Below are 24,098 nucleotides of genomic sequence, written 5' to 3'. Positions count from 1 at the left end.
GGTCGCGCGGACGCATAGGCATTGCTATCTATTTGTAGGAAAGTTCTTTGCGCCATATAGGCCATTTGTACTATTCAGAGAGTAAATTCAGGATGATTAACCGCTGTGCATATGGCGCCGGTCTCTCGTTGCTGTTTTGTCTGCAGCCGGTGCTGGCAGGCTCCACGCGAGACTGTCCCCGGATCGTGTCCAACGTCGAGCGACTGGCCTGTTTCGATCAGGCTGCTGGCACCCCGGCGTACACGCCAAAGCGGCAGTGGTCTGCACCGGAGCAGCAGGCCCCCACTGTGTTACGGGTGATGGCAAATGAAGCTGAACGGGCACCGGATGACCTGACGTTTCGCATCGGGAGCCAGCCCCAGGACGGGGCAGGCGCACCAGCGCTTGTGATTTCGGCGCCCGCCATCGCATCGGGTGATGAACGTGCCTACATGGCAATCAGTTGCATCCAGGCCATCTCCCGGCTACAGCTGATTGCCAGGCGTCCGATCGAAGCAAGCTGGGTCAAGGTACGCCTGAGCGGGGAGGGCTGGTCTACCCGTGAGACCCCCTGGCAGGTGATGGAGAACGGTCAAGTGCTCGATGCCGGGCGGGGCCTGCCCGCCATAGAGCAGATCAGGAAGCTGATCGGTGCCCAGCGTATCGAGGTTGTGAGTGATCACGGCGAGGTCGACGGGCTGACCTTCGATGCGCAAGGCCTGGACCCCTTGATCAGCCGAGCGCGAAGCACATGCCGGTGGTAGCGCAGGTATCCAGGGAAGAGGTCACTCGGTTGCTCGCGCCGATTGATCCGGCAGTTCCGGCTGGCCTGTTCGATGTCGAGGACGAAACCTATCAGGCCATTGATCAGGAGATGGTCAAGCTGGGTGGGCTGCAGGAAGCCTCGATCGACTGGGTGTACATCGAAGACGCGTCCCGTCAGTACCTGAGCCAGCAATGCAAGCACTTGCGAATCGTTGCGCACCTGAGTGCCGCATGGTTGCGTAGCGGCTGCTGGGAGCAGTGGGGATGCACCTTGGCGTTGCTGGCCGGCATGCTCGAGTGCTATTGGGAAGCCGCTCATCCCAAGCCGGGACCGAAAGGCTTCCTGGGCAAACGCAAGCTGGTTGCCCTGGTGATCGATCGCTTGGCCGAGGCGCTACCGCGTCTTGATCGTTTTACCTACACCCCGACCCACGCAGCGGCAGCGCAGGCTGCCTTGAAACGCCTGCAACAACAGGAAACGGTGCAGCTGGACACGGCAGCACTGGGCGAACTTGAGCGCCTGCTAGGCAAGTACTCGGAACTTGCCAACGGTGTTGGTGAGGCTGCTGTGCCCAAAGCGGCGGCTGCAACCGAGAAGCCTGCGCCGTTGGCCGATGTCATCGTCACACCCGTGTCACGCATGTCGATGGGCAATGAGCGTGAGACACGGCGGGCTGTGCTGTCCATGGCCGAGCTCATCAACCAGCAGGACCCTTACGACGCTACCGGCTACCAGTTACGGCGTTTCGGTTTGTGGGCGCACATTCAGGTTGCTCCCCAAGTCAGGCAGGGCAACCGTACGGAATTGATGGCGGTTCCGCTGGATATCACGCGGGTCTATGAAGAGGCCATAGCCAGTCAGGTGGTTGACCCCGCCTTGCTGCAGCGCATTGAAAAGAGCCTGACGGCTTGCCCCTTCTGGATTCGCGGCAGCTTTCTGGCTGCGACCGTCGCCACACAGCTGGCGATGTGCGAGGTGGCCGAGGCCATCCGTTGTGCCACCGCCCGGTTTGTACAGCGTATGCCTTCGCTGCAGCAGTTGTGCTTCAGCGACGGGCTGGTATTTGTCGACGACCAGTGCCTGGCCTGGCTCAAGGGCACGCAAGGGCCGTCAGGCCAAGGTGCAACCCCCCAGGAGTTCAGCGGCCTGCGCGAGGAGCTGGTCAGCCAGCTGGAAACGGGTGGCGTAGAACCGCTGCTCCTTCGGCTGCAAGGGCTGCAAGCGGGCTTTCGTGCTCCCCGTGAGCGTTGCCACACCACGGTGATTGCAGCCGATCTGCTGGCCGCGCGGGGCGTGTCCTGGCTGGCCCAGGACCTGTGCGCCAGCGTTGCCCGAACCATGCAGCAAACCACCGCCAGTGCGTGGGAGCCCGAGGTATTTCAGCGGCTTCAGCAGTACGCCTCATCCCCAGCGCTGGCAGTTCAAGACAAGGATCAAGAGCCTCGATGAATCAAATATGGACGCAACTCAAACGTTGGGGCTGGCCGTGGGTAACGCGCATTGGCCTGGCGCTGCCGCTGCTGCTAGGGCTTGGCGCCTTGCTGATGCTGGTCGCTATCTGGTGGCTTGGCCCGCAATGGACGTGGCGGGAGCAGCAGCCGCTGGCAAGTGTGGCTCATCGCAGCGTGGCAAGCCTGGTGCTCGTGCTGGTGCCGCTTCTGTGCTGGCTTGGGGTGCTGCGCACGCGCTTTCGCCGCCTGCAAGCGGAGCGCCGCCAGGCACTGGCCGCCGAACAGGATGTCGCGATACCGTTCGTGCAGGCGCAAGAGCGGGCCTTGAGCCAGGGGCTTGAGCGGTACCTCGACAATGCAGGTGGGCGACGCGCGTTGTACCGGCTGCCCTGGTACCTGGTGTTGGGCGACGAACAGTCCGGTAAAAGCAGCTTCATCGACCGCACCGATCAGCGCTTTACCCTGACGCGTATCGACCAGGCCCAGGCACGGGGCCGACAGGCTGAAGCACTGGCCTACCCGGTAGGCTGGTGGGTGAGCGATGATGCCGTGATCATCGACCCGCCCGGTGTTTTCATCAGTCAAAAACCGCCGGCGGGCTCGGCGGCCAACGCCCCCTCCGAAGCCTTCGCGCCGCCCGGCATCCAGGCCCGGTTGTGGGAGCACCTGTTGGGCTGGCTGCAGCGTAAGCGAAGCCAGCGGGCGCTCAATGGTGTGTTGCTGGTGGTCGACCTGCCGGCGCTGCTGCATGGCAAGCCCGAGCAGCGCGTCGCACTGGCCCATGGGTTGCGCACACGCCTTTACGAAGTGAGCAGTCAGTTGGGGGCGCGCCTGCCGCTGTACGTGGTACTGACCAAATTCGATCTGCTGGACGGCTTCGACCAGTTCTACAGCCAGCTTCCGGCCGCCAAGCGTGAAAGCCTGTTGGGGTTCACCTTCAAGCTAGATGCGGTTGACGCGTTCGACGCCTGGCTGGATGAGTATGACGAGCACTACGGGCGGCTTCTCACCCAATTGCAGGAGCAGGTCATCGACCGGCTGGATGTACTGGGCAAGACAGCGCCGTGCGGGCGCCTGTTCTCACTGCATGCACAGTTGATCGGGTTGCGCCCCATACTGCAGGCATTCCTGCGCGAAACCTTGGCGAGTGACCGGTTCACCACGCCACCCTTGGTACGTGGTGTGTACTGGTCGTCAGTGGTACAGCAAGGCGACATGCGCAATGCCTTTGTCCGAGAAGCGGCTCAGCCCTACACGACGAAGCTGCCCCTGCGTGAAGGTAAGGCACAGGGGAAGGCGTTGGTCTATTTCATCCAGCAAGCATTCAGGCGGGTTATCTATCAGGAAGCCGGGCTGGCGGGTGACAATGTTCGGGTTGCGCGCAGCAAGCGCCACTTGCTGTGGGTGGGCTCTGGTGTAGGCATCCTGGCGTTCAGTATCGCCGTTGCCAGCTGGCAGCGTTACGCCGACATCAATGGCGCCAAGGCTGCCAGTGTGCTCGCCAAAAGCCAGGAGTACAGCGGTCACGAAGTCGATATACGTCTTGATCCGACCGGGCGCAACCTGCTGGCTCCACTGGACCAGATTCGCGATGCGGTGTCGGTGTTTGGCGACTATCGTGCGGCCTGGCCGGTGGTTGCCGATTTTGGCTTGTATCAAGGGCGCAACATTGGTCCCTTGGTTGATGAGGCGTACCTCAGCTTGTTGTCTAAACGTTTCTTGCCGGCCTTGGCCAGTGGTGTGATCGATGCCATGAACGCAGCACCACCTGGCAGCGAGCAACAAATGGCCGCGCTCAGGGTTTACCGGATGATCGAGGACCGTAACAGCCGCCGGCCCGAATGGGTCGAGGACTGGATGGCCCGTCAGTGGCAGCGGGCCTTTCCTGGCCAGGGGCAGTTGCAGCGTGACCTCATGCAGCACCTGAAATACGCCTTGGCCTATGCCGATACCGATTTGCCGCAGTACCGCCAGCGGGTCAGCGAAGTGCAGCAGGCGCTGCGCAAATTGCCGTTGCCACAGCGGGTCTATGCTGCGCTCAAACAACAATCGTACCAGCAGTTGCACGCCGGGCTGGACCTGCGTCATCAGGTAGGGCCTGCGTTCGACGTGGTGTACCAGCCGTCTTCCGGGGCCAGACAAGGGGATGAGGATGTAAGGCTGGCCGCCATGCTCACCGCCAAAGGCTTCAGGGAATACTTCGAGCCGCACAGCCAACGCTTCGCTGAAATGGCGATGGTTGATCAATGGGCATTGGGGGAGCGCAGTCAACTCGACTATTCGGACGTCGACCGCGATGCGCTGACCGAGCGGCTGTATAACCTCTACAGCGCCGATTACATTGACAGCTGGCGGCGCGCCCTGAACGCTTTTACGGTGGCTGACTTCCGTGATCTGGACCATGGTGTCGCGATCCTGGAGCAGTTGACCGGCCCCGCAGCACCGTTGCAACGGCTGCTGGATACGGTCAGGGATAACACCTCGCTTGCGCCTCCAGCAGCTGTTGAAGCATCGGGTGAGCTGAGTACGCTGCGCGTAGCAACCGGAAAACCCGAGCAACAGCAAGCGTTGGCCATCCAGCGGGCGTTTGCAGGCTTGGGCGCCATGCTGCAGGCGACAGGAGAAAAGCCGAGCTACTACGATGAAACCCTTGGCGCTGTTGCGGCCGTGCTGGACTACGCCAAGGCCGTACAAGACAGCCCGGACCGCGGCAAGGCCGCGTTGCAAGCCGTGCATCAGCGCTTTGCGATGACAGGGCAGGACCCGATCGGCACCCTGCAACGTATTGCCACAGGTTTACCGGAGCCTATCAGCCACCAGGTCAGAAAGCTCGCCGACCAGACTGCCCAGGTGCTGAACGTTGAAGCACTGCGCGAACTGGAGCGACGTTGGGATGCTGACGTGTACAGTTTTTTCCAGCAACGCCTGGCAGGCCGCTACCCCTTTGTGGTGAAGGCACCCGATGCTTCTTTGGATGACTTCGAGGCGTTCTTCGGGCCGAAAGGGCGCCTGCAGCAGTTTAATGATCGGTATCTCAAGGTTTTCCTGAAGGACAACCTTGAGGCCTTGCAGTCCGCTCAGCACGGGCAATCCCTGATTCGTGCCGACGTGATCGAGCAGCTCGAGCTGGCGGATCGCATCCGCGAAACCTTCTTCGATCAGCGTGGCAAGCTGAGTGTACAGTTCAGCATCGAGCCCTTGGGGCTCAGTGCGAACCAGCGTACCAGCCTGCTGGACCTGGATGGCCAGTTGATTGCCTACACCCATGGGCCAAGCCATATCACGGGTATTGTCTGGCCTAATACCTTGGGGCAGCAGGTCCGCAGCAATCTCACCTTGCTAAGGCAAAATGGCAACAGCAGCAGCCTGGAGTACCGTGGCCCGTGGTCGATGTTTCGCTTGCTCAGCCGCGGCGCGCTCAATGGCCGGACGGCGACCAGCGTGGACCTGAGCTTCAGGACCGGAGATGGCGTGATGCGCTATCGGCTTAACGCTGAAAAAGCCTTCAATCCCATTACCCAGCAACCTTTCAAAGGCTTCCGCTTGCCCCGAGGCTTGTTGCAACAGCCAGCCAGTGTGGTGCAGGCGGTGCTACCGGATGGGCAGCGACCATGAGCATCGTCAGGGGCGCAGTTCATTGACTGGGTAGGCTTTCGAAGCCTGGGTATGCCCTGGCTGCCCCCGGCCTCTGCTTACTCCACAGCCTCGGCCACGCCCTGATCCTCACCCAGGAACCCGCCACTCTGATGCTGCCACAACCGTGCATAGGTACCCTTTTTCGCCAACAGTTCGGCATGGGTGCCTTGCTCGATGATGCGCCCTTCATCCATCACGATCAGCCGGTCCATGGCGGCGATCGTCGACAACCGGTGGGCGATGGCAATAACGGTCTTGCCTTGCATCATTTCATCCAGGCTCTCCTGAATGGCCACCTCCACCTCCGAGTCCAGCGCGCTGGTGGCTTCGTCAAGCAGGAGGATCGGTGCGTTCTTCAGCATCACCCGGGCAATTGCAATGCGCTGGCGTTGGCCGCCAGACAGCTTGATGCCGCGTTCACCCACCAGGGTGTCGTAACCGCTGTTGCCCTGGCGGTCGCTGATCTGGCTGATGAAACCATCGGCCTGGGCACTGGCCGCAGCGGCACGGATCTGTGCTTCGGTAGCATCGGGGCGGCCATAGGCAATGTTGTCGCGAATCGAACGGTGCAACAGCGAGGTGTCCTGAGTGACCATGCCGATGGCGCTGCGCAGGCTATCCTGCGTGACCTTGGCAACGTTCTGCCCGTCGATGCGTACTTCCCCCTTGTCCACGTCGTAGAAGCGCAGCAGCAGGTTGATCAAGGTGGACTTGCCGGCGCCGGAGCGGCCGACCAGGCCGACTTTTTCGCCCGGACGGATGTGCAGCGCCAGCTCATTGAGCACCTGGCGCTCGCCGTTGTAGTTGAAGCTGACCTTGTCGAAACTCACCGCGCCACCCGTGGTTACCAGCTCTGCAGCACCCGGCACATCCTGCACCTTGGGGCCGCGGGTGAGGGTGGCCATACCGTCCTGCACGGTGCCGATGTTTTCGAACAGCGAGGTAATTTCCCACATGATCCAGTGCGACATACCGTTGACGCGCAAGGCCATGGCGGTGATTGCCGCCACGGCCCCGGTGCCAACCTGGCCCTGGTGCCACAGCCACAGTGCGTAGCCACCGGCACCAAAGATCAAGCCCACCACCAACGCCTGGTTGACGATTTCGAACTGGCTCACCAGGCGCATCTGGCGAAAACCGGTCTGCTTGAAATCTTCCATGGCTGCGCGCGCAAAGTGCGCTTCGCGGTTGGAGTGCGAAAACAGTTTTACCGTGGTGATGTTGGTGTAAGCGTCAGAAACCCGCCCGGTCATCGACGACCGGGCATTGGCCTGCTCCTGCCCGACCTTGCCCAGCCGGGGGACGAAATACAGCATGGCCAAGCCGAACAGCACGACCCAAGCAATGAAGGGCAGCATCAGTTTCAGGGCAAAGCCGCCGGCCAGGGCAATGATCGCGATGAAATACACGCCAATCCCAGGCAGGATTTCAATGAGTGTAAACAGCACATCGCGTACTGCCAGCGCCGTCTGCATCACCTTGGTAGTGACCCGGCCAGAAAACTCGTCAGAAAAGAACGATAAGCTCTGGCGCAACATCAGGCGGTGAAAATCCCAACGCAGCCGCAGCGGCATGTTGATCGCCAGCACCTGGTGCTGAACCATGGTGCGCAGCGCCACCAGCCCGATGCTGACCACCAGCACGATGCCGATCCCCCACAGCACACGGCTTTCCTCGGGGCCAACAGTACCGCCTGCCTGCCAGGACGCGAGCAGGTCGACCACCTGGCCCAGGAACGCGAATAGCCAGGCTTCGTATATCGACACCCCGGCACTGAGCAGCGCCAGCGCCAGGATGTAGCCACGGGCGCCGCGGGTACAAGCCCACATGAAGCGCAACAGGCCAACGGGCGGCGGTGGTACCTCGTCGGGTGGGAAGGGGTCGAGCCGACGTTCAAAGATACGCAGCATGCTTGTCTCCGGAAAACGGTTTTTGCTTAACCGGTAACCATACAGCACATCACAGCATTCGCCTGTAGGTAGACGCCGCCGAAGCAGGTTCGTGTGGCTGGCGCCTGAAACCCACTGCATTGCTATAGCGGTGAAGCAAGGCCTGATTTGAAGCGTGCGACTGCGGGCTTGCCTGTGGCGACTTTTCCCGCCATTATCCAGCCATACCTACGCAACGGGCTTGCCAGCATGTCCACATCCAACCACGCCATTTCCGCTTCGGGCTTCATCGCTCAGGCAGACGCGTGCGTTGCCGTTGCCAAGAAATCCAAGAAACAGCCGCTCATCTGACCGAGGCGCGCTGTCTCGTCAGGTGGGCTGACGAGACAGAAGGCGCCAGGTATCCCTGCCACCACTTCCACTCTTCGCCCTGCTGACGCTGACTTTCGGTCAACATCAGGAGTTTTTGCATGTCGAATTTCCGTGGTATCTGGATCGCCCTCGTCACGCCAATGCGCGCCAATGAAATCGACTTCCCAGGCCTGGAAAAGCTGGTGAAGAAGCTGCTCAAAGACGGTGTGGCCGGTTTTGTGGTGTGCGGTACCACGGGTGAGGCAGCGGCGTTGTCCAAGGCCGAGCAACTGGCAGTGCTGGATGCCGTGCTGGCCTGGGTGGAGCCTGGCAGGGTGGTGATGGGCCTGTCAGGTTACAACCTGGGTGAGTTGCTGGCCTTCCAGGCTGAAATCCAGCAACGTGACATTGGCGGGCTGCTGGTGCCCGCACCTTGCTATATCCGCCCTTCGCAGGCTGGCATCGAAGCCTTCTTCGCCACCGTGGCCGATGCGGCCAGCGTGCCAGTGATCGTCTACGATATTCCCTACCGCACTGGCGTACGCATCGAACGTGAAACCCTGCGCCGTATCGTGCGCCATCCACGTATTGCGGCGGTGAAAGACTGTGGCGGTGACAACGAGACGACCATGGCCCTGATCGAGGACGGCCACGCTCAGGTGCTGGCCGGTGAAGACCTGCAGATCTTCAATAACCTGTGCCTGGGTGGGGCTGGCGCCATTTCGGCCTCCGCGCATGTGCGCGCCGACCTGTACGTACGCATGGTGCAGCAGGTCGACAGCGGCGACTGGGCCGCCGCGCGTGGTACGTTCTACCAGTTGCTGCCCTGGATCAAAGTGGCCTTTGCCGAGCCCAACCCGGCCGTGGTCAAGGCGGCATTGCAGCTGCAAAGCCTGATTGCAGACGAGCTGCGCGAGCCCATGCAGGCGTGCACGAACACCACCCGAGACAAGCTGCAAAGCGTGCTGTGTTCACTCGGCGCCTGAAGCGGCAACGGTTGATGGCGGGTTGACAAGCCGCCACACCCTTGGTCGGTTCGGGGTCGGCGGGTGCCTCGCGAGCGGATTTCTGCCAGCTACGCGCTGAGACAGAGTATTGCCAGGGCCGCTTTGCGGCCCTGTCGCGACCCCAGGTTGCTCCTACGCTGGCTGGGTCGGCAGGCGCTTTTCCATCGGCTGATACACCAGCCCGGCAAACTCACCCACGTCGCCTGCCAGGGTGAAGCCGTAGCGTTGGTAAGCGGGTACAGAAGACAATGATGCCTTTACCGTCACCACCTCAGTTCTGGCATGCTCCAGTGCTGCGTTCATCAGGCGCTTGCCTATACCCCGGCGTTGCAGGCTTGGTGCAATGAACAACATCGCAACGTGACGGCCTTCCTTGAGCTCGATCAGCCCCGCGATAGCGCCTTCGAAAAAACAGGCCAGCATGAGGTTGTCACCCTGCATGCGCTCGGCAAACGCCTGGGGTGCTGACACCTGGGTAAAGGTCTCGATACCTTGCGCCGATAGCGTGGGCGCGACTGCCTGCATGAAGGCATCCATGCACAAGGCGCAGGCTTGGGGGAGGTCGTCAGGGGTGAGCGTGCGTACTTGCATGGTAATCGTCCTTGTCGGGTGTCCTTCTGTTGCCCACTTTAACCTGTTACGGGTTCAAGGGCCGATGCGGTATCAAGCAGCCCTGGCAGCGCCCGGCTTGCGCTCGCCAATCAGGATGTCTTCGAAGAATGCCCCGACAGGTTCGGTAGGGTGGCACAGCTGTATCTCCAGCACCCACACCACCTCGCTCGGGACAATCTCCACCTCGGCCAGCTTGTCCTGGCCATACAACACATGCGGGAAGTCGGCGATGCGATGCCCGGCCAGGTTGCGCTCCAGCTGCCAACCTTTGGCCTGGGCACTGCGCTCGGCGAAGTCGTACAGTTCACGCCCGGTCAACCCGCGGCCCCAGGCCTGGCGGGTCTCGTCGAACACTTCATGCAGTGCCTTCACGCAGGCGTGGTGCAGGGCGTGCTGGCCAAACACGAACGTATCGCCATAGTCACCTTCATAGCCATCCCATACCGGGCCAACGTCGACCACGACGATGTCCGTGGCGCGTAGCGCACGTTGAAGGTCAATGCCTTGCCGTGGCGTACGCACGGTATCGTCGCCAAATCGGATGTAGGTGGGGTGCCAAGTGTGTGAGGCGCCCATCGCCTGCAGGGTATGCGCGGCCATCTCCAGGGCCTGGGCAGTGGTCATGCCGACCTGCAGTTGGCTGGCAATGGCAGCCACGGCCCGCACCGACTGTTCGCGGGCCGCGAGCATGCCGTCCAGCGAATAACGTGGGCCGACCTTTTCCAGCTCAGGGTGCAGTGTGCTGGCTGCTGAAGCCTGCGTTGTCAGTGCACCACTGGCGACAAAGGCCTCGGCCACAAAACGATGGGGCTGTACCCCTGCCGCAAGGCATTGCTCGCGAGTCTGGCTGATCATATTGGCATTGCCACAGGCGTAGACCTGGGCTTCGCCCCAGCGATGCGTCTGGCTGAGCGCCACCTGCTGTATACGGGCCTGGGCCGAGAGTACCGGTTGCCAGCGAAAGTGCGGGTGCACACGGCTGGACACATCGAGAAATTCGCGATCATAAAAATCCGCCGGCGAAGAGCCGCCCCAGTACAGCGTGACGTCGGCATCGCCGGCCAAGGCCGTCAGCAGCAGCGGCTTGATGCCGGCGTAACCTGTGCCGGTGGCGAAAAGGATCAGCGGGCGTTGGTCATCGTGCTGCCAGGTACAGGCGCCCAGCGGGCCTTCGAGCTTTACCGTTGCACCTGCTTGCAGGGTGGGCAGCAAACCTTCGGTGAACAGCCCACCGCTGACCTTGCGAATGTGAAACACCAGTTGCCCTTGTTCCTGGGCAGGCAGGTTGGCAATGGAGAAACAGCGGCTGTCGCCGTTGTCCAGCTGGAACCGCATGTACTGGCCCGCCCGCACCTCCAGCGGCTGAGCAGGCTGCAACACCAGCTCGACGATATCTGCGCTCAGCGCGCGCTTGCCAACAACCTGTGCCTGGGTTTCCAGTGCCGGGGCGTCCAGTGACCAGCCGGGTATTTCCAGGCGCATGTCGCTGCAGGCGTGGCTCTGGCACAGCAACATCTCGTCGGCGGCCAAGGGGTAGGAAGGCGGCGGTGTGTCCGCATCCCGCTGCTTGTCCTGATGCTGCCCTGAGACCACCTTGACCTTGCACGAGCCGCAGGCGCCGCGGCGGCATGAAAAGGGTACCGGCAGGCCGCTGGCGAGCATGGCATCGAGCAGCAGCTCCTGGCTGGCTTCGAAGGTTTTGCCCGAGGGCGACAATTCAATGACGTGGCGGCTTTGCATGAGCACCTCGGGGCAAATGGAGGTTCGATTGTTGCTATAGTCCAGGACCAGCAGAACCTCCAGTTTTGGATATTTCATATGGTCCAGCTTCGTAAATGGCAGCCACTGCTCAGGCTCGATGGGGCACAGGCTTCGTACCGGCAGATCGTCGAAGGGCTGGTGGCCGCAATCAGCGAGGGTCGCCTGCGCCCTGGCACGCCGTTGCCGGGCACGCGGGAGATGGCGCAATTGCTGAACGTCAATCGCAAGACCGTGATCCTTGCTTATGAGGAAGCCGAAACCAAAGGCTGGCTGCAAAGCGTGCAACGCCGGGGCACCTTCGTCAGCCAGCAGCTGGCGCCTGGCACAGCGGCCGTTTCCGGTGCCGTGCGGCCTTTTGCCCTGGCGCTGCCAGAGGAACCTGCCGTTGCCTACTTCAAGGCGAACGAACAGGCTGTAGCGCAGCAAGGGCGGCCGGGGGCCTTGTTCTTCGACAACGGCGCCTGTGACCATCGCCTGCTGCCACAGGCTGTACTGCATCGCTATTACCGCAATGCCTTGCGCAGCAGCTTCACCAGCAACAGCGTGCGCCACGGCAGTGAGTGCAGCAGCCGCAATCTGCGCAGCGCCCTGGCCGACATGCTGCGACACAACCGCAGCCTGAACGTTGGTGCCGAGCATATCTGCCTGACCCAGGGGGTGCAGATGTCACTATCCCTGGTGGCCAGTGTGTTGCTCAAGCCGGGTGACGTTGTGCTGGTCGAGCGCCTGAGTTACCCCCCTGCCTGGGAGATCTTCCGTCAGCTGGGTGCCCGCCTGGTGACCGTGGAGCTGGACCATGAGGGTTGCCGGGTCGACCAGCTCGATGCCCTGTGCCGGCAGCACAAGGTGCGGATGATGTACATAACGCCCCATCACCAGTTCCCGACCACGGTCAGCCTGCCAGCCGGGCGCAGGCAACAGCTGCTGGAGCTGGCGCGCCAGCATGCCTTTTGCGTGGTCGAAGAAGATTACGACTACGAATACCACTTTGCCGGGCGGCCCTATCTGCCGTTGGCCAGCGACCGCCAGCAGCGGCACGTGATTTACATTGGCTCACTGTCCAAGCCTTTGGGCAGCACGTTTCGTTGCAGCTATATCGTGGCACCGGTGGAAGTGACAACCGCGCTGGAACGCAGGGCCATGCTGACCCTGGGGCAGGGCGATGCAGTCATGCAGCAGATGTTGGCGGACCTGATCAATGATGGGGAGCTGAAGAAGCACTTGCGCCGGGTCAACCGCGAGTACCGGCGCCGGCGTGAGACCTTGTTGGGGTGTTTGCGCGATGCGTTCGGTGAGCAGATCAGCGTGCAGGCGCCAGAAGGTGGTCTGGCGTTGTGGGTGAGGTTTGCCGATGAGATCAACGTGGATCAGTTGGTCGACAAAGCGCTGGAACGGGACCTGGTGGTGCGCAGTGGGCGACAGTTTTCACCGTTTGGCCATGCCGAGAACGCCTTGCGCCTGGGGTTTGCTTCGCTGGATGCCGATGAGATCCGGCAGGCGACCCAACGCCTGGCAGACGCAGCGAAAGCGATTGGCAAGGCGCGGTAGCGGATGGCACGGGCTTCGCCCGTGTTCGCGGGCAAGCCCGCTCCCACAGTGATCGCGCTGGCCTCAGGATTTATGCAAAAGGGTTATGCCCTCAAGGGTTTCGAGGCCTCTGGGTCTCAACGCATTCCGTTCGGTTACCGCACATAACCGCATCGCGGCGCCTCAAGCCTGCGCCAGTACCTCCGATAGCAGCACACCCACCCTCGAATCATCGATCAGAAGTGGTGCCAACAAGGAGTACTGCCCGCATGCTTGCCAACCTGAAAATTCGCACCGGAATGTTCTGGGTGTTGTCGCTGTTCAGCCTGACCCTGCTGTTTTCGACCGCCAGTGCCTGGTGGGCTGCCTTGGGTAGCGACCAGCAGATCACTGAACTGGACCAGACTGCGCACCAGTCGGACCGGTTGAACAATGCGTTGCTGATGGCGATTCGTTCCAGCGCCAACGTGTCTTCGGGTTTTATCGAGCAGTTGGGTGGCCATGACGAGAGTGCAGGCAAACGCATGGCGCTGTCGGTGGAGCTGAACAACAAGAGCCAGGCGCTGGTCGACGAATTTGTCGAAAACGCCCGCGAACCCGCCCTTCGCGGGTTGGCAACCGAGCTGCAGGCTACCTTTGCCGAATACGCCAAGGCGGTGGCTGGGCAGCGTGAAGCGACCCGCCAGCGTTCGCTGGAGCAGTATTTCAAGGTCAACAGCGATGCCGGTAATGCCATGGGGCGGTTGCAAACCCTGCGCCAGCAGCTGGTGACCACACTGAGCGAACGTGGCCAGCAAATCATGCTCGAGTCCGACCGGCGTCTGGCCCGGGCACAATTGCTGAGCCTGTGCCTGCTGGGCGTGACCGTGGTGCTGGCGGTGCTGTGCTGGGCGTTCATTGCCCAGCGTGTGTTGCACCCCCTGCGTGAAGCCGGTGGGCATTTCCAGCGCATTGCCAGTGGCGACCTGAGTGTGCCGGTGCAAGGGCAGGGCAACAACGAGATCGGCCAACTGTTCCATGAGCTACAGCGCATGCAGCAGAGCCAGCGCGACACCCTTGGGCAGATCAACAACTGTGCCCGGCAGCTGGACGCCGCCGCCACGGCGTTGAACGCGGTCACCGAGGAAAGCGCCAACAACCTGCGTCAGCAGGGGCAGGAGCTGGAGCAGGCCGCGACTGCCGTGACCGAAATGACCACGGCAGTGGAGGAGGTTGCGCGCAACGCGATCACCACCTCGCAAACCACCAGTGAATCCAACCAGCTGGCCGCGCAAAGCCGCCGGCAAGTCAGTGAAAATATCGACGGCACCGAAGCCATGACCCGCGAAATCCAGACCAGCAGTGCGCACCTGCAGCAGTTGGTGGGGCAGGTGCGGGACATCGGCAAGGTGCTGGAAGTGATCCGCTCGGTGTCCGAGCAGACCAACCTGCTGGCGCTCAATGCTGCCATCGAGGCGGCCCGTGCCGGTGAGGCCGGGCGCGGCTTTGCGGTGGTGGCGGATGAGGTGCGCACACTGGCCTACCGCACGCAACAATCGACCCAGGAAATCGAGCAGATGATCGGCAGCGTACAGGCGGGGACCGAAGCTGCGGTGGCTTCCATGCAGGCCAGCACCAACCGCGCCCAGTCGACACTGGACGTGACCCTGGCCTCGGGGCAAGTGCTGGAGGGCATCTACAGTGCGATCGGCGAAATCAACGAGCGCAATCTGGTCATTGCCAGTGCGGCCGAAGAGCAGGCTCAGGTGGCGCGGGAAGTAGACCGCAACTTGCTGAACATCCGCGAACTGTCTAACCATTCCGCTGCGGGTGCGCAGCAGACCAGCGAGGCGAGCAAGGCGTTGTCGGGGCTGGTGGGGGAGATGACGGCGTTGGTGGGGCGGTTCAAGGTTTGAGGCGCTGCGCCTGCGTGGAACATTAAGATAAGGTTAAACTTATTTAAAGTTCCCCTTGCGGGTTGACTTCGATACTACGCTTGAATAAAGTTCGACCGCCCCGAGCGCGGGGCCTTTTTTCCCTTCACTGAAGAATTCAATGGACACAGTATCTCGTCGCTGCCTGACCCTTGCCGAATGGCCGGGTCAGGCACTTGAACCGGAACACCGGTCCCGACACCCTGGTCGGGCAAGCCGCGCCAGAGCCTGATGCTCCGCCGTGACTTGCCGCCGCCGGTGTTGGCCGGTTGGAGGCAAGCTCATGAACCTCACTTCATTCGTTTCACCTCGCCAGCCTGCGTGCCCTGTGCCGCAGCAGGCCGGCGCCTGGCCGCGGCGTCTGCACGGCTACCTTGACCACCACCAGGAACCCCCAAGTAGATGCGGGGTGCTGGCGCGTCTTCATGCACGCTTGAGCCCCCACACTTCTCACTGAATAACAGATATTGAACGGTATCTTTGTGCTCGAACTTTTCACGTTAAAAGTTCGCGGGATAACTATTGCCCTGTGTTTATGAAAAGGAATCAAACCATGGATTGCGCGAGTAGAAAGTTCGCTGCCGACACAACTTCCGACTCTCGGCAGCGGACAGACAACTGTCGGAAAGAACCAGCATTATTCAGCGACCCGACATGCCTTCGTTCACCGCCTGAGTGAAACGTCTGTGTGTCGTGCCGCCGCAGCGGCAGGAGCACAGCAACATGACTGTCAAACACCGTAACACCTCATCGGCCAAGGCCGAACGCGAAACCCGCCTGTCCACCCGCGCCGCCCGTGAAGCACGCAATGGCCTGGCGGTCACCCTCGCCAACCTCGATGCCAGCGAACAGGGCTTGACCGAGCACGAAGCCGCCAAGCGCCTGGTGCGCGATGGGGCCAACCAGGTTGCCCACGACCCGCAACCCCACGCCCTGGTGCAGCTGTTCAAGGCCCTGCACAACCCGTTCATCTATGTACTGCTGACCCTGGCCGGGATCAGCTTCGTCACCGACTACTGGCTGCCGGTCAGTGCAGGCGAAGCAGACGACGCCGACCTGACCAAGGTCATCATCATCATGACCATGGTCAGCCTCAGCAGCCTGCTGCGCTTCTGGCAGTAGTACCGCTCGAACAAGGCTGCCGACGCGCTCAAGGCAATGGTGCGCACTACGGCCACCGTGTTGCGCCGCGAGCAGACCGGGCAAGCCCCGCGCCTGCGCGAAGTGCCCATGGACGAACTGGTGGCCGGCGACATCGTGCAGCTTTCTGCAGGTGACATGATTCCCGCCGATATCCGCCTGCTCGAAGCGCGAGACCTGTTCATCAGCCAGGCCGTGCTCACCGGCGAAGCGTTGCCGGTCGAAAAGTACGACACCTTGGGTAATGTCGCGCAGAAGTCCGCCGCCGAGCATGGCGCACATCAGGACAACCTGCTCGAGTTGCCGAACATCTGCTTCATGGGGACCAATGTGGTCAGTGGCCGCGCCCGCGCCGTGGTGGTCGCCACCGGCCGACGCACCTATTTTGGCTCGCTGGCCAAGGCCATTGCCGGTTCGCGCAGCCAGACCGCTTTTGACCGCGGCGTGAACAGCGTCAGCAGCCTGCTGATCCGCTTCATGCTGGTGATGGTGCCGGTGGTGTTCATGATCAACGGTGTGGTGAAAGGCGACTGGGGGGATGCCTTCCTCTTCGCGCTTGCCGTGGCAGTGGGCCTGACCCCGGAAATGCTGCCGATGATCGTCAGCGCCAACCTGGCCAAGGGCGCCGTTGCCATGGCCCGGCGCAAGGTGGTGGTCAAACGCCTGAACGCTATCCAGAACCTGGGCTCCATGGACGTGCTGTGCACCGACAAGACCGGTACGCTCACCCAGGATCGGATCATCCTCGAGCACCATGTGCGCTTCGACGGCCAAACCGACAAGCACATCCTTGAGCTGGCCTGGCTCAACAGCCATCACCAAAGCGGCATCCGCAACCTGATGGACCAGGCCGTGCTGCATTTCGCCGGCCAGGACCACCAGTTCCAGGCGCCTTACGCCTACGCAAAGGTCGACGAACTGCCGTTCGACTTCATCCGCCGCCGCCTGTCAGTGGTGGTGAAGAATGCCTTGGGCGATCACCTGCTGGTAAGCAAAGGGGCGGTCGAGGAGATGCTCGCCATCGCCACCCATGTGCAGGAAGGCGACAAGGTCGTTGCCCTTGATCCGTGCCGTCGCCAGCAGCTGATGGCCAGGGTCGATGCCTTCAACCAGGACGGCTTCCGCGTGCTGGTGGTTGCCACCCGGCAGATCCCGGCGGCCGAAGGCAAGGCGCAGTATCACACCGAAGATGAGCGCGATCTGGTCATCCAGGGCTTGCTGACCTTCCTCGACCCGCCCAAGGAAACGGCCGGCCCGGCCATCGCCGCCTTGCGCGACATGGGCGTGCAGGTAAAGGTACTGACCGGCGACAACCCGGTGGTCACGTCCAAGGTCTGCCGTGAAGTAGGCCTGGCGCCAGGCCAGCCGTTGCTCGGCCAGGACATCGAGGGCATGGACGACACCACCCTGAAGCTTCAGGTGGAGGAGCGCACCGTCTTCGCCAAGCTCACCCCGTTGCAGAAATCGCGCGTGCTCAAGGCCCTGCAAGCCAATGGTCACACCGTGGGCTTCCTTGGCGACGGCATCAACGATGCCGCCGCCCTGCGCGATGCTGACGTCGGTATCTCGGTGGACAGCGGCACCGACATCGCCAAGGAATCGGCCGATATCATTTTGCTGGAAAAGAGCCTGATGGTGCTCGAGGAGGGCGTGCTCAAAGGTCGCGAAACCTTCGGCAACATCATGAAGTACCTGTGCATGACCGCCAGTTCCAATTTCGGCAACGTGTTCTCGGTCCTGGTGGCCAGTGCGTTCATTCCATTCCTGCCGATGCTGGCGATCCACTTGTTGCTGCAAAACCTGATGTATGACTTTTCCCAGCTGTCGCTGCCCTGGGACCGCATGGACAAGGCGTTCCTCAGCAAGCCACGCAAATGGGATGCCCGCAACATCGGCCGCTTCATGTTGTGGATAGGTCCTACGTCGTCGATCTTCGACATCACCACGTTCGCCCTGATGTGGTACGTGTTCGCCGCCAACAGCGTCGAAATGCAGGCGCTGTTCCAGTCTGGCTGGTTCATCGAGGGCTTGCTGTCACAGACGCTGGTAGTGCACATGCTGCGCACTCGCAAGGTACCGTTCTTCCAGAGCACCGCTGCATTGCCGGTGGTATTGGCAACGGGGCTGGTCATGGCATTGGGTATCTACATCCCGTTCTCCCCGGTGGGCGCGATGGTCGGCCTGGTGCCGCTGCCGTGGGAGTACTTCCCTTGGCTGGCCGCCACCCTGCTGGGCTACTGCGTGGTCGCCCAGGCCATGAAGACCCTCTATATCCGCCGTTTCGGCCAGTGGTTCTGAGCGATGCAAGGAGAGCAGACCATGCGAGTACTGATATGTGCAGGGTGCAACTACGCCGACACCCGGCGCTGCCGCCAGGCCTTGGACGACGTCCAGCGCCAGCGGCCGATCCGGGTGTTGATTCACGGTGGCAGCCAGTTTCTTGGTGGGGAAATCGAAAGCTGGGCGCGCGAGCATGGCGCCGATCTGGTGCGTTACCCGCCAAACTGGCAGCTGCACGGCAAGCAGGCCGAACGCCTGCGCAACCTGTTCATGCTCAATGACAGCCGCCCTGACCTGTTGCTTGCCTTGCCCGGTGGCGATGACACCGAGGAGCTGCTGGCCAGGGCCCGTGGCGCCGAACTTCAGGTGGTGTACGCCAGGCAACCACGCCAGCCCGAGCGGGACGATTGCAGCTAATGCAAGCGCCTGGAGCCGTACGGTACCTGTGGGAGCGGGCGTGCCCGCAAAGCAGGCGCCTCGGTTTCACGGCCTCAAGCTTTGTGCAGCCGTCCTGGGCGGCTGCTCAGCCTGGCTGCACTGCCAGATCGTTGCTGACGTTGCGCCCCAGCACCAGCACGGTGACAAAGCCACAGCCCACCAGCGCCGTGGCCAGGCTCAGCAGTACCGCAGTGCCCATATGGTCCACGACTTGCCCGCCGAAGAACGAGCCCACGGCAATGATCACCTGGAACATGGCCACGAACAGCGGCATGCCACGCTCGACATCCTTGGGCGCCACGACAAACATCCAGATATTGGCGCAAGCCGGGAACGCACCGAAGGCAAAGCCCCACAGCGCGATCAGCATCGCGGCACCCGTCATGCCGGTGGCGAAGTGCGGGAACAGGGCGGTGCTGACTGCGATCATGAGCGCGACCAGCATCAGGGTATGCCGCACGCTGCGGTTGGCAGCAAAGCCGGCGAAGATGTTGCCCATGAAGCCGGCCACGCCATACAGCAGCAACAATGAACCGATCGTAGGCCCGTCAAAGCCGGCATTCTGTTTGAAGAACGGTGCGACATAGGTGTACGCAGCAAAGTGCGCCAGGCCGATCAGCAACACGGCGATCAGACCGACCCGTGCTTGCGGGTTGATGAACAACGCCGGCAGGTCGCGGATGCGGATGGCCTTTTCCGGCATCAGCCGCGGCAGCAGGAACACCTGTGCCAGCAGCACCGGTACGCCTACCAGTGCAGTGACCAGGAACGTCATGCGCCAGCCCATCAGGCCACTCAGCCAGGTGCCGACAGGCACGCCCACTACCGTCGCCAGGGTTACGCCAGCCATGATGATGGAGTTGGCTTTGGCTACGCCCATTCCGTCAGGTGCCAGGCGGCCGCTGAGGGCGATGGCTGTCGCCCAGAAGCCGCCAATACTGATACCCAGTAGCACACGGCCGACCAACAGCAGGTTGAAGTCACCGGCATAGGCCACGATGGCGTTGGCGATGATCATGATCAGCGTCAGGCCGATCAGCAGGTAGCGCCGGTCCAGTGCGCCGACGCCTACGGAAATCAACGGGGCGGCTAACGCAGCCATGATGCCGGGCAGGGTCACCATCAGGCCGGCAAGGCCTGCACTGATGCCCAGGTCGCTGGCCACATCGTTGAGCACCCCCACCGGGAGGAATTCACTGGTGACCAGGGCGAAAGCGCCCACGGCTACCGAGAGGATTGCCAGCCATTGCTGGGTCACGCTTTGTTGGCTGTGTTCGGGAAGGCCGCGAGGGGCCTGGCTGTTGCTTGGCATGGGTTAGGTTCCATGAGGGATCTCGCCTGTAGCAGGCGCAGGAGCGGGGGGATTTGCAGGGGATTGTAGAGGCGGCCGTGCCCGACCGACAGGCAGGCCGCTCGATAGTAATCATCAGTGCAATCGATGAAACGCCTTGTGTAGAGCGCCCTGGCAGCGATTACGCCCTACCGGTGCCGCACCGGTGCAGGCCATGGCGATTTGCAGCCTGCAGCGTCAGCTTCTCTTTCCTGCGTCGTATACCGGGGGGCCAGCGAGTGATCGAACGCACCGTACGGGCTTCGCCGTCGGCTAGGTATGCTGTTGCTCACCCTCCACCCACTGCTGGTAGGTGATGCGGCTGATGTGCTCAGTACGATAGTCGTCGAGGAAGCGGTTGTGCTTGTTTTCTTCGGTGTGATGATGACGGAAGCCACACTTCGCCTGGGCAGCCTGTGACTGGCTGTTGTCAGTGTAGTAGCCACACCACAGTGCCTGCAGTTTCAGGGTTTCGAAGGCGTGGCGCATGACTTCCCGCACAGCCTCCGGAACCAGGCCTTTGCCCCAGTAGGGAACCCCGATCCAGTAGGAAATTTCACCTTCTTGTTCACTGATCTCGAAGTTGCTGTTACTGCCAGTCAGCAGGCCGACACAGCCTACGGCACGTTGATTCTGCTTGAGCTCAAGGGCGTACACTTCGGGGTGGTTGAACACTTCGCGAATGACCTCGCGGCTTTGCTCCACACTGGTGTGCACAGGCCAGCCCGCAACGGGGCCGACGCGCTCGTCCTTGGCATATTCGTACAAATCAGCAGCGTCGCTCTCCAGCCAAGGGCGAAGCAGCAAACGTTCGGTTTCCAATTTCATGTCCTGTACTCGTGTCTGGTCCGTTGGGCCAGCGTATGGCCGACTGGCCACGCGGTAAACGTCACTACCTTGGCATTATCGGTACTTTTCGAAACTGGACGGGTGCTTGATGCTAGGCTGTTGGCTCTATCTGGCGGTGGTACCGAGTGCGATGCATCACATTCCGAAACTTTACGCGGCTGGTGATCCGATCCAGACAGGTGAAAGCACGCTTGCCGATGGGCAGGGGGCGCCACTGTCGTTCGGTCATGCCTATCTGACACTGCTTGTGTGCCTGTCCGGGGCTGCCCGTTTCACGCTGAACTTCAAAGAACATGCTGTCAGGCGCGCAGATGTGCTGGTGCTGGCCGAAGACACCATAGCCTTGCTCAAATGTCGCTCACGATGCTTCAAGGTGTTTTTCTGCCTGATACCACAAGCACTTGCTGCCGAGGTCGCCTACCCACTGCCCAATTCATTGTTCGTCTTTCTGCACGACCATCCGCACTGTGTACTTGCCGAAAGCGAGAGGCCGCTGCTGGAAGGGTGGCTGATGCAGATGCGCGATATTGTGCGGTGCTGTGCCACTTATCAGCACATCATGCTGCGCAACCAGCTACAGAACCTTTTCCTGAAGATTGCCGAGCAGCTTCCTGTGTTACCGACAGCAGGCAGGGCGTTCAGCCGCAAGGAAGCGCTGAGTTGGCGATTCTGGGAGCTGGTAGGCAAACACAGCACCCGGCAGCGCGAGGTTAAGTTCTATGCCGACGCGCTTAACATCACCCCGTTCTATCTGTCGCAACTGACAAAGGTGTATTTCAATTCCAGCCCGAAAGGTTTGATCGATCGGCAGGTGACCCTGGAAATCAAGGCACTGCTTTCTTACAGTAATCACGCTGTCGGGCAAATTGCCGATGCGCTCAATTTTGCCGACGCGTCTTACCTGTGCCGCTATTTCAAGCGTCAGACCGGTTTTTCGCTTTCCAGCTACCGCAGGCAAGCGCAGAACGTGCAAGGGCAGGGCTGACGCTTGCACAGCGGCGCCTGCCGAGGGCGCTTATCAGCGTGCTCGGCAGGCACGGTACGCTATGGCGAGACCAGCACATCACACTGCGATTCGTTCAGTACATGCTTGGTGACGCTGCCCACCAGCAGTTCCTCCAGCGCGCTTGCCCCTTGCTTGCCGACCACGATCAGGTCGCACTCCAGCTCCTGTTCCTGCTCGGCAATGCGCCAGCCAGGGTCACCGTGCACCAGGATCTGCCGTGCATCGGCCAGGCCGGCAGCCTCACTCAGCGCCGCGAGCTGTACTTGTGCATCCTTGCGGATGACATTGCGGTAGTGGGTGAGGGTGTCGTGGTCGAGATGGGCGAAGCGCACGCTGGCTTCGAACGGGGCTTCGTACGCATGCAGCAGAATGATCTCTGCTTGCGGGGCAATGGCCTTGGCCAATTCGATCGTGCGCAGTGAAACGGACGAAAAATCGACTGGCACCAGCACGGTGCGGTAGGCATCACGAGGTGCCGGCTTGACCACCAGCAAAGGGCAGGGCATGCGGTTGAGCAGTTTCTGCACAGTTGAACCCAGCAGCAGGCGCCGCGCTACGTTCTGGCCCCTGGCCCCACACACCAGCAGGTCGCTGTGCTTGTCCTGCACCACCCGGTTGATCTCCGTGATCACCGAGCCGCTGGCGACCTGCACGCCAGCGGAGATACCGTAACGCTGGAACAGCAGCGCTGCCAGTGCGTGGGTTTTCTCGCCTGCGCTATCCAGTACGCGTTTCAACAGATCGTCATCAGGCGTCACCAACTGTTTGAGGCGCTCGAAGGGTGCCGGGTTGGCAACGTAGACCAGGTCCAGCGAGGCCTGTTGCGCATCGCTCAGGTAGGCCGCCCGCTCAGCGGCGTTGCGGGCATGTGGGGAAAGGTCGGTGGCAACCAGTATGTGTTTCAGCGGGTTCATGTGGGGCTCCTTGGTCAAGGCGCGCACAGCGATCAAGCGGTAAACCTTGCGCACTGTGCACCTGTCGGTACTTGAGTCATTCCTTGCGTGCAGCCATCGTCGCGCGAACCCGGCGCGAGGGCTTGATTTGGGTCAATGGCGTGCAGGTGTAGCGGCAGGTCATGCCTGCCAACAGCACTGCCGGTGTAGCTGCAAGGCTGATTACCTAGGGCTGGCGGGCTGCCTCATTACCGTCTTGACCCTCAGCCTTTCAGCCCGGATTTCCCAGTGGCCTGCCATGAAACCGCATCAACTGTCGCAGCGCTGTCGGCCCTGCAACAGCAGCAGTTCGGTGAGCGTGTCCATGGCCGGTGTTGCCTGGCTGCCTTTTCGGGTCACCAGCTCGTAGGGGTCGCTGACCGAGCCCATGCTCAAGGGCAGTATGCTGACCTGCTGATTCATCGCACATTGCCGGGCCACGTCGATCGACACCAGCGCAACGAAGTCAGGACGGTTTTGCAACAGCGACAAGGTCGCCAGGATCGAAGTGGTTTCAACCAGGTGCAGCGGGAAGCGCAGCCCGGCATCGTGAAATTCGCGCTCCAGTTGCACGCGCATGGGCATGTTGGCCCGGTAGACGATCCAGCGGCTCTCGGCCAGGTCGGCAAGGCTCAGGCTTGGCGCATGCTTCAGCGGGTGGTCGATGTTGGCGATGACCGCCAGTGTCTCATCCTGGACAAAGGTGCTGGCGAACAGCTGCGGCGTATTGCTGACACTGGTGCGGCACAGGGCGATGTCCAGGCGGCCGCTCTCGATCTGCGTCAGCAGCGACTGGCTGGTGTCTTCGATGATTTCGAACGACATCTGTGGCTGGATGCTGGCCAGCTCTGACACCGCCTTCATCAGCAACGGTACCGCCCCCATGATCGCCCCCACAGCCAGCCGGCCGCCGACCCCACGCAGGATTGCATCCAGATCGTGCCGCAGGTTGGCGATATCGGTCTGCAACAGGCGTGCGTAGCGGATGGCGCAGTGCCCGGCGGCCGTGGGCTCCAGGCCTCGGTTGGTGCGGTTGAACAGCACAGTGCCGAAGGTGGTTTCGATTTCCTGCAAGGCCTTGCTGGCACCAGGCTGGGTAAGCCCGACGCTGCTTGCTGCACCGAGCAGCGAGCGGTGCTCGTCCAACTCGATCAACAAGCGCAGGTGGCGGGCGTGGAGGCGGGACATGATCGAATTGAGCGATGGGGTCATCTGGTATTCGTCCTGGTTA

General features: G+C 61.8%; 15 protein-coding genes and 1 pseudogene. 9 read left to right on the top strand and 7 right to left on the bottom strand.

Going from position 1 to position 24,098, the window contains the following annotated elements:
- The first annotated feature begins 92 nt into the window (after positions 1 to 92).
- Genes vasI through tssM form a run of 3 tightly spaced genes read left to right on the top strand, consistent with a single transcriptional unit; the run spans position 93 to position 5,811 of the window.
- Positions 93 to 743, top strand: coding sequence for a type VI secretion system-associated protein VasI (gene vasI, locus PRJ_RS16555; RefSeq protein ID WP_177331243.1), 651 nt, complete (start codon positions 93 to 95; stop codon positions 741 to 743).
- Positions 731 to 2,194 carry a type VI secretion system protein TssA gene (gene tssA / locus PRJ_RS16550; protein WP_104961988.1) on the top strand — a complete coding sequence of 488 codons (1,464 nt, stop codon included), beginning with the start codon at positions 731 to 733 and terminating at the stop codon, positions 2,192 to 2,194. Before vasI ends, tssA begins: the two co-directional genes overlap by 13 nt.
- Positions 2,191 to 5,811 (top strand): type VI secretion system membrane subunit TssM, encoded by a 3,621-nt coding sequence (tssM, locus tag PRJ_RS16545; protein WP_104961987.1) that lies wholly within the window; start codon positions 2,191 to 2,193, stop codon positions 5,809 to 5,811. Before tssA ends, tssM begins: the two co-directional genes overlap by 4 nt.
- Positions 5,812 to 5,888: 77 nt before the next feature.
- Here the strand turns inward: tssM and PRJ_RS16540 are convergent, their stop codons facing one another.
- Positions 5,889 to 7,742, bottom strand: coding sequence for an ABC transporter ATP-binding protein (locus PRJ_RS16540; protein WP_104961986.1), 1,854 nt, complete (start codon positions 7,740 to 7,742; stop codon positions 5,889 to 5,891).
- 449 nt (positions 7,743 to 8,191) lie between these two features.
- Between PRJ_RS16540 and dapA the strand changes: the two genes are divergently transcribed.
- On the top strand, positions 8,192 to 9,058 hold the full coding sequence (gene dapA, locus PRJ_RS16530) for a 4-hydroxy-tetrahydrodipicolinate synthase (protein ID WP_104961985.1): 867 nt from the start codon (positions 8,192 to 8,194) through the stop codon (positions 9,056 to 9,058).
- Positions 9,059 to 9,211: 153 nt separating this feature from the next.
- On the opposite strand, the gene PRJ_RS16525 is transcribed toward dapA, so the two are convergent.
- Positions 9,212 to 9,670 carry a GNAT family N-acetyltransferase gene (locus PRJ_RS16525; protein WP_104961984.1) on the bottom strand — a complete coding sequence of 153 codons (459 nt, stop codon included), beginning with the start codon at positions 9,668 to 9,670 and terminating at the stop codon, positions 9,212 to 9,214.
- A gap of 72 nt (positions 9,671 to 9,742) precedes the next feature.
- The gene (locus PRJ_RS16520) at positions 9,743 to 11,509 is read right to left on the bottom strand and encodes an NAD(P)H dependent flavin oxidoreductase family protein (protein WP_104961983.1); all 1,767 of its coding nucleotides are present in this window, start codon (positions 11,507 to 11,509) and stop codon (positions 9,743 to 9,745) included.
- Here PRJ_RS16520 and PRJ_RS16515 point away from each other — a divergent pair, their 5' ends adjacent.
- From PRJ_RS16515 to PRJ_RS16500, 4 genes and pseudogenes are all read left to right on the top strand, one after another.
- Positions 11,510 to 13,000 (top strand): PLP-dependent aminotransferase family protein, encoded by a 1,491-nt coding sequence (locus PRJ_RS16515; RefSeq protein ID WP_104961982.1) that lies wholly within the window; start codon positions 11,510 to 11,512, stop codon positions 12,998 to 13,000.
- A gap of 248 nt (positions 13,001 to 13,248) precedes the next feature.
- A complete protein-coding gene (locus PRJ_RS16510) occupies positions 13,249 to 14,874 on the top strand; it encodes a methyl-accepting chemotaxis protein (RefSeq protein ID WP_104961981.1) in 1,626 nt (541 codons plus the stop codon).
- Positions 14,875 to 15,615: 741 nt separating this feature from the next.
- Positions 15,616 to 18,330 (top strand): annotated as a pseudogene (gene mgtA, locus PRJ_RS16505) (magnesium-translocating P-type ATPase).
- A 21-nt stretch (positions 18,331 to 18,351) separates the two neighbouring features.
- Positions 18,352 to 18,729: a DUF2493 domain-containing protein gene (locus PRJ_RS16500; protein ID WP_104961980.1), complete on the top strand. Its 378-nt coding sequence runs from the start codon at positions 18,352 to 18,354 to the stop codon at positions 18,727 to 18,729.
- Between the two features lie 106 nt (positions 18,730 to 18,835).
- Here the strand turns inward: PRJ_RS16500 and PRJ_RS16495 are convergent, their stop codons facing one another.
- Positions 18,836 to 20,062, bottom strand: a complete 1,227-nt coding sequence (locus PRJ_RS16495; RefSeq protein ID WP_104961979.1) for an MFS transporter — start codon at positions 20,060 to 20,062, stop codon at positions 18,836 to 18,838.
- A 291-nt stretch (positions 20,063 to 20,353) separates the two neighbouring features.
- The gene (locus PRJ_RS16490) at positions 20,354 to 20,908 is read right to left on the bottom strand and encodes a GNAT family N-acetyltransferase (RefSeq protein WP_104961978.1); all 555 of its coding nucleotides are present in this window, start codon (positions 20,906 to 20,908) and stop codon (positions 20,354 to 20,356) included.
- Between the two features lie 151 nt (positions 20,909 to 21,059).
- On the opposite strand from PRJ_RS16490, the gene PRJ_RS16485 reads away from it, so the two are divergent.
- Complete coding sequence (locus PRJ_RS16485; RefSeq protein WP_104962890.1) at positions 21,060 to 21,914, top strand: AraC family transcriptional regulator; 855 nt, start codon at positions 21,060 to 21,062, stop codon at positions 21,912 to 21,914.
- Between the two features lie 59 nt (positions 21,915 to 21,973).
- On the opposite strand, the gene PRJ_RS16480 is transcribed toward PRJ_RS16485, so the two are convergent.
- Together PRJ_RS16480 and PRJ_RS16475 are read right to left on the bottom strand one after the other, a co-directional pair.
- A complete protein-coding gene (locus PRJ_RS16480; protein ID WP_064491595.1) occupies positions 21,974 to 22,849 on the bottom strand; it encodes a universal stress protein in 876 nt (291 codons plus the stop codon).
- Between the two features lie 288 nt (positions 22,850 to 23,137).
- Positions 23,138 to 24,079, bottom strand: a complete 942-nt coding sequence (locus tag PRJ_RS16475) for a LysR family transcriptional regulator (protein ID WP_104961977.1) — start codon at positions 24,077 to 24,079, stop codon at positions 23,138 to 23,140.
- Between the last annotated feature and the right edge of the window lie 19 nt (positions 24,080 to 24,098).

Origin of the sequence: Pseudomonas sp. XWY-1, assembly GCF_002953115.1 — a bacterium.
GTDB classification, from domain to species: domain Bacteria; phylum Pseudomonadota; class Gammaproteobacteria; order Pseudomonadales; family Pseudomonadaceae; genus Aquipseudomonas; species Aquipseudomonas alloputida.
This window is presented reverse-complemented; position numbering and strand designations above follow the sequence as displayed.

Excerpts from the sequence above, each read along its gene's own strand:
- vasI (WP_177331243.1), top strand. The coding sequence starts at position 93 with ATGATTAACCGCTGTGCATATGGCGCCGGTCTCTCGTTGCTGTTTTGT.
- tssA (WP_104961988.1), top strand. The coding sequence starts at position 731 with ATGCCGGTGGTAGCGCAGGTATCCAGGGAAGAGGTCACTCGGTTGCTC.
- tssM (WP_104961987.1), top strand. The coding sequence starts at position 2,191 with ATGAATCAAATATGGACGCAACTCAAACGTTGGGGCTGGCCGTGGGTA.
- PRJ_RS16540 (WP_104961986.1), bottom strand. The coding sequence starts at position 7,742 with ATGCTGCGTATCTTTGAACGTCGGCTCGACCCCTTCCCACCCGACGAG.
- dapA (WP_104961985.1), top strand. The coding sequence starts at position 8,192 with ATGTCGAATTTCCGTGGTATCTGGATCGCCCTCGTCACGCCAATGCGC.
- PRJ_RS16525 (WP_104961984.1), bottom strand. The coding sequence starts at position 9,670 with ATGCAAGTACGCACGCTCACCCCTGACGACCTCCCCCAAGCCTGCGCC.
- PRJ_RS16520 (WP_104961983.1), bottom strand. The coding sequence starts at position 11,509 with ATGAAATATCCAAAACTGGAGGTTCTGCTGGTCCTGGACTATAGCAAC.
- PRJ_RS16515 (WP_104961982.1), top strand. The coding sequence starts at position 11,510 with ATGGTCCAGCTTCGTAAATGGCAGCCACTGCTCAGGCTCGATGGGGCA.
- PRJ_RS16510 (WP_104961981.1), top strand. The coding sequence starts at position 13,249 with ATGCTTGCCAACCTGAAAATTCGCACCGGAATGTTCTGGGTGTTGTCG.
- PRJ_RS16500 (WP_104961980.1), top strand. The coding sequence starts at position 18,352 with ATGCGAGTACTGATATGTGCAGGGTGCAACTACGCCGACACCCGGCGC.
- PRJ_RS16495 (WP_104961979.1), bottom strand. The coding sequence starts at position 20,062 with ATGCCAAGCAACAGCCAGGCCCCTCGCGGCCTTCCCGAACACAGCCAA.
- PRJ_RS16490 (WP_104961978.1), bottom strand. The coding sequence starts at position 20,908 with ATGAAATTGGAAACCGAACGTTTGCTGCTTCGCCCTTGGCTGGAGAGC.
- PRJ_RS16485 (WP_104962890.1), top strand. The coding sequence starts at position 21,060 with ATGCATCACATTCCGAAACTTTACGCGGCTGGTGATCCGATCCAGACA.
- PRJ_RS16480 (WP_064491595.1), bottom strand. The coding sequence starts at position 22,849 with ATGAACCCGCTGAAACACATACTGGTTGCCACCGACCTTTCCCCACAT.
- PRJ_RS16475 (WP_104961977.1), bottom strand. The coding sequence starts at position 24,079 with ATGACCCCATCGCTCAATTCGATCATGTCCCGCCTCCACGCCCGCCAC.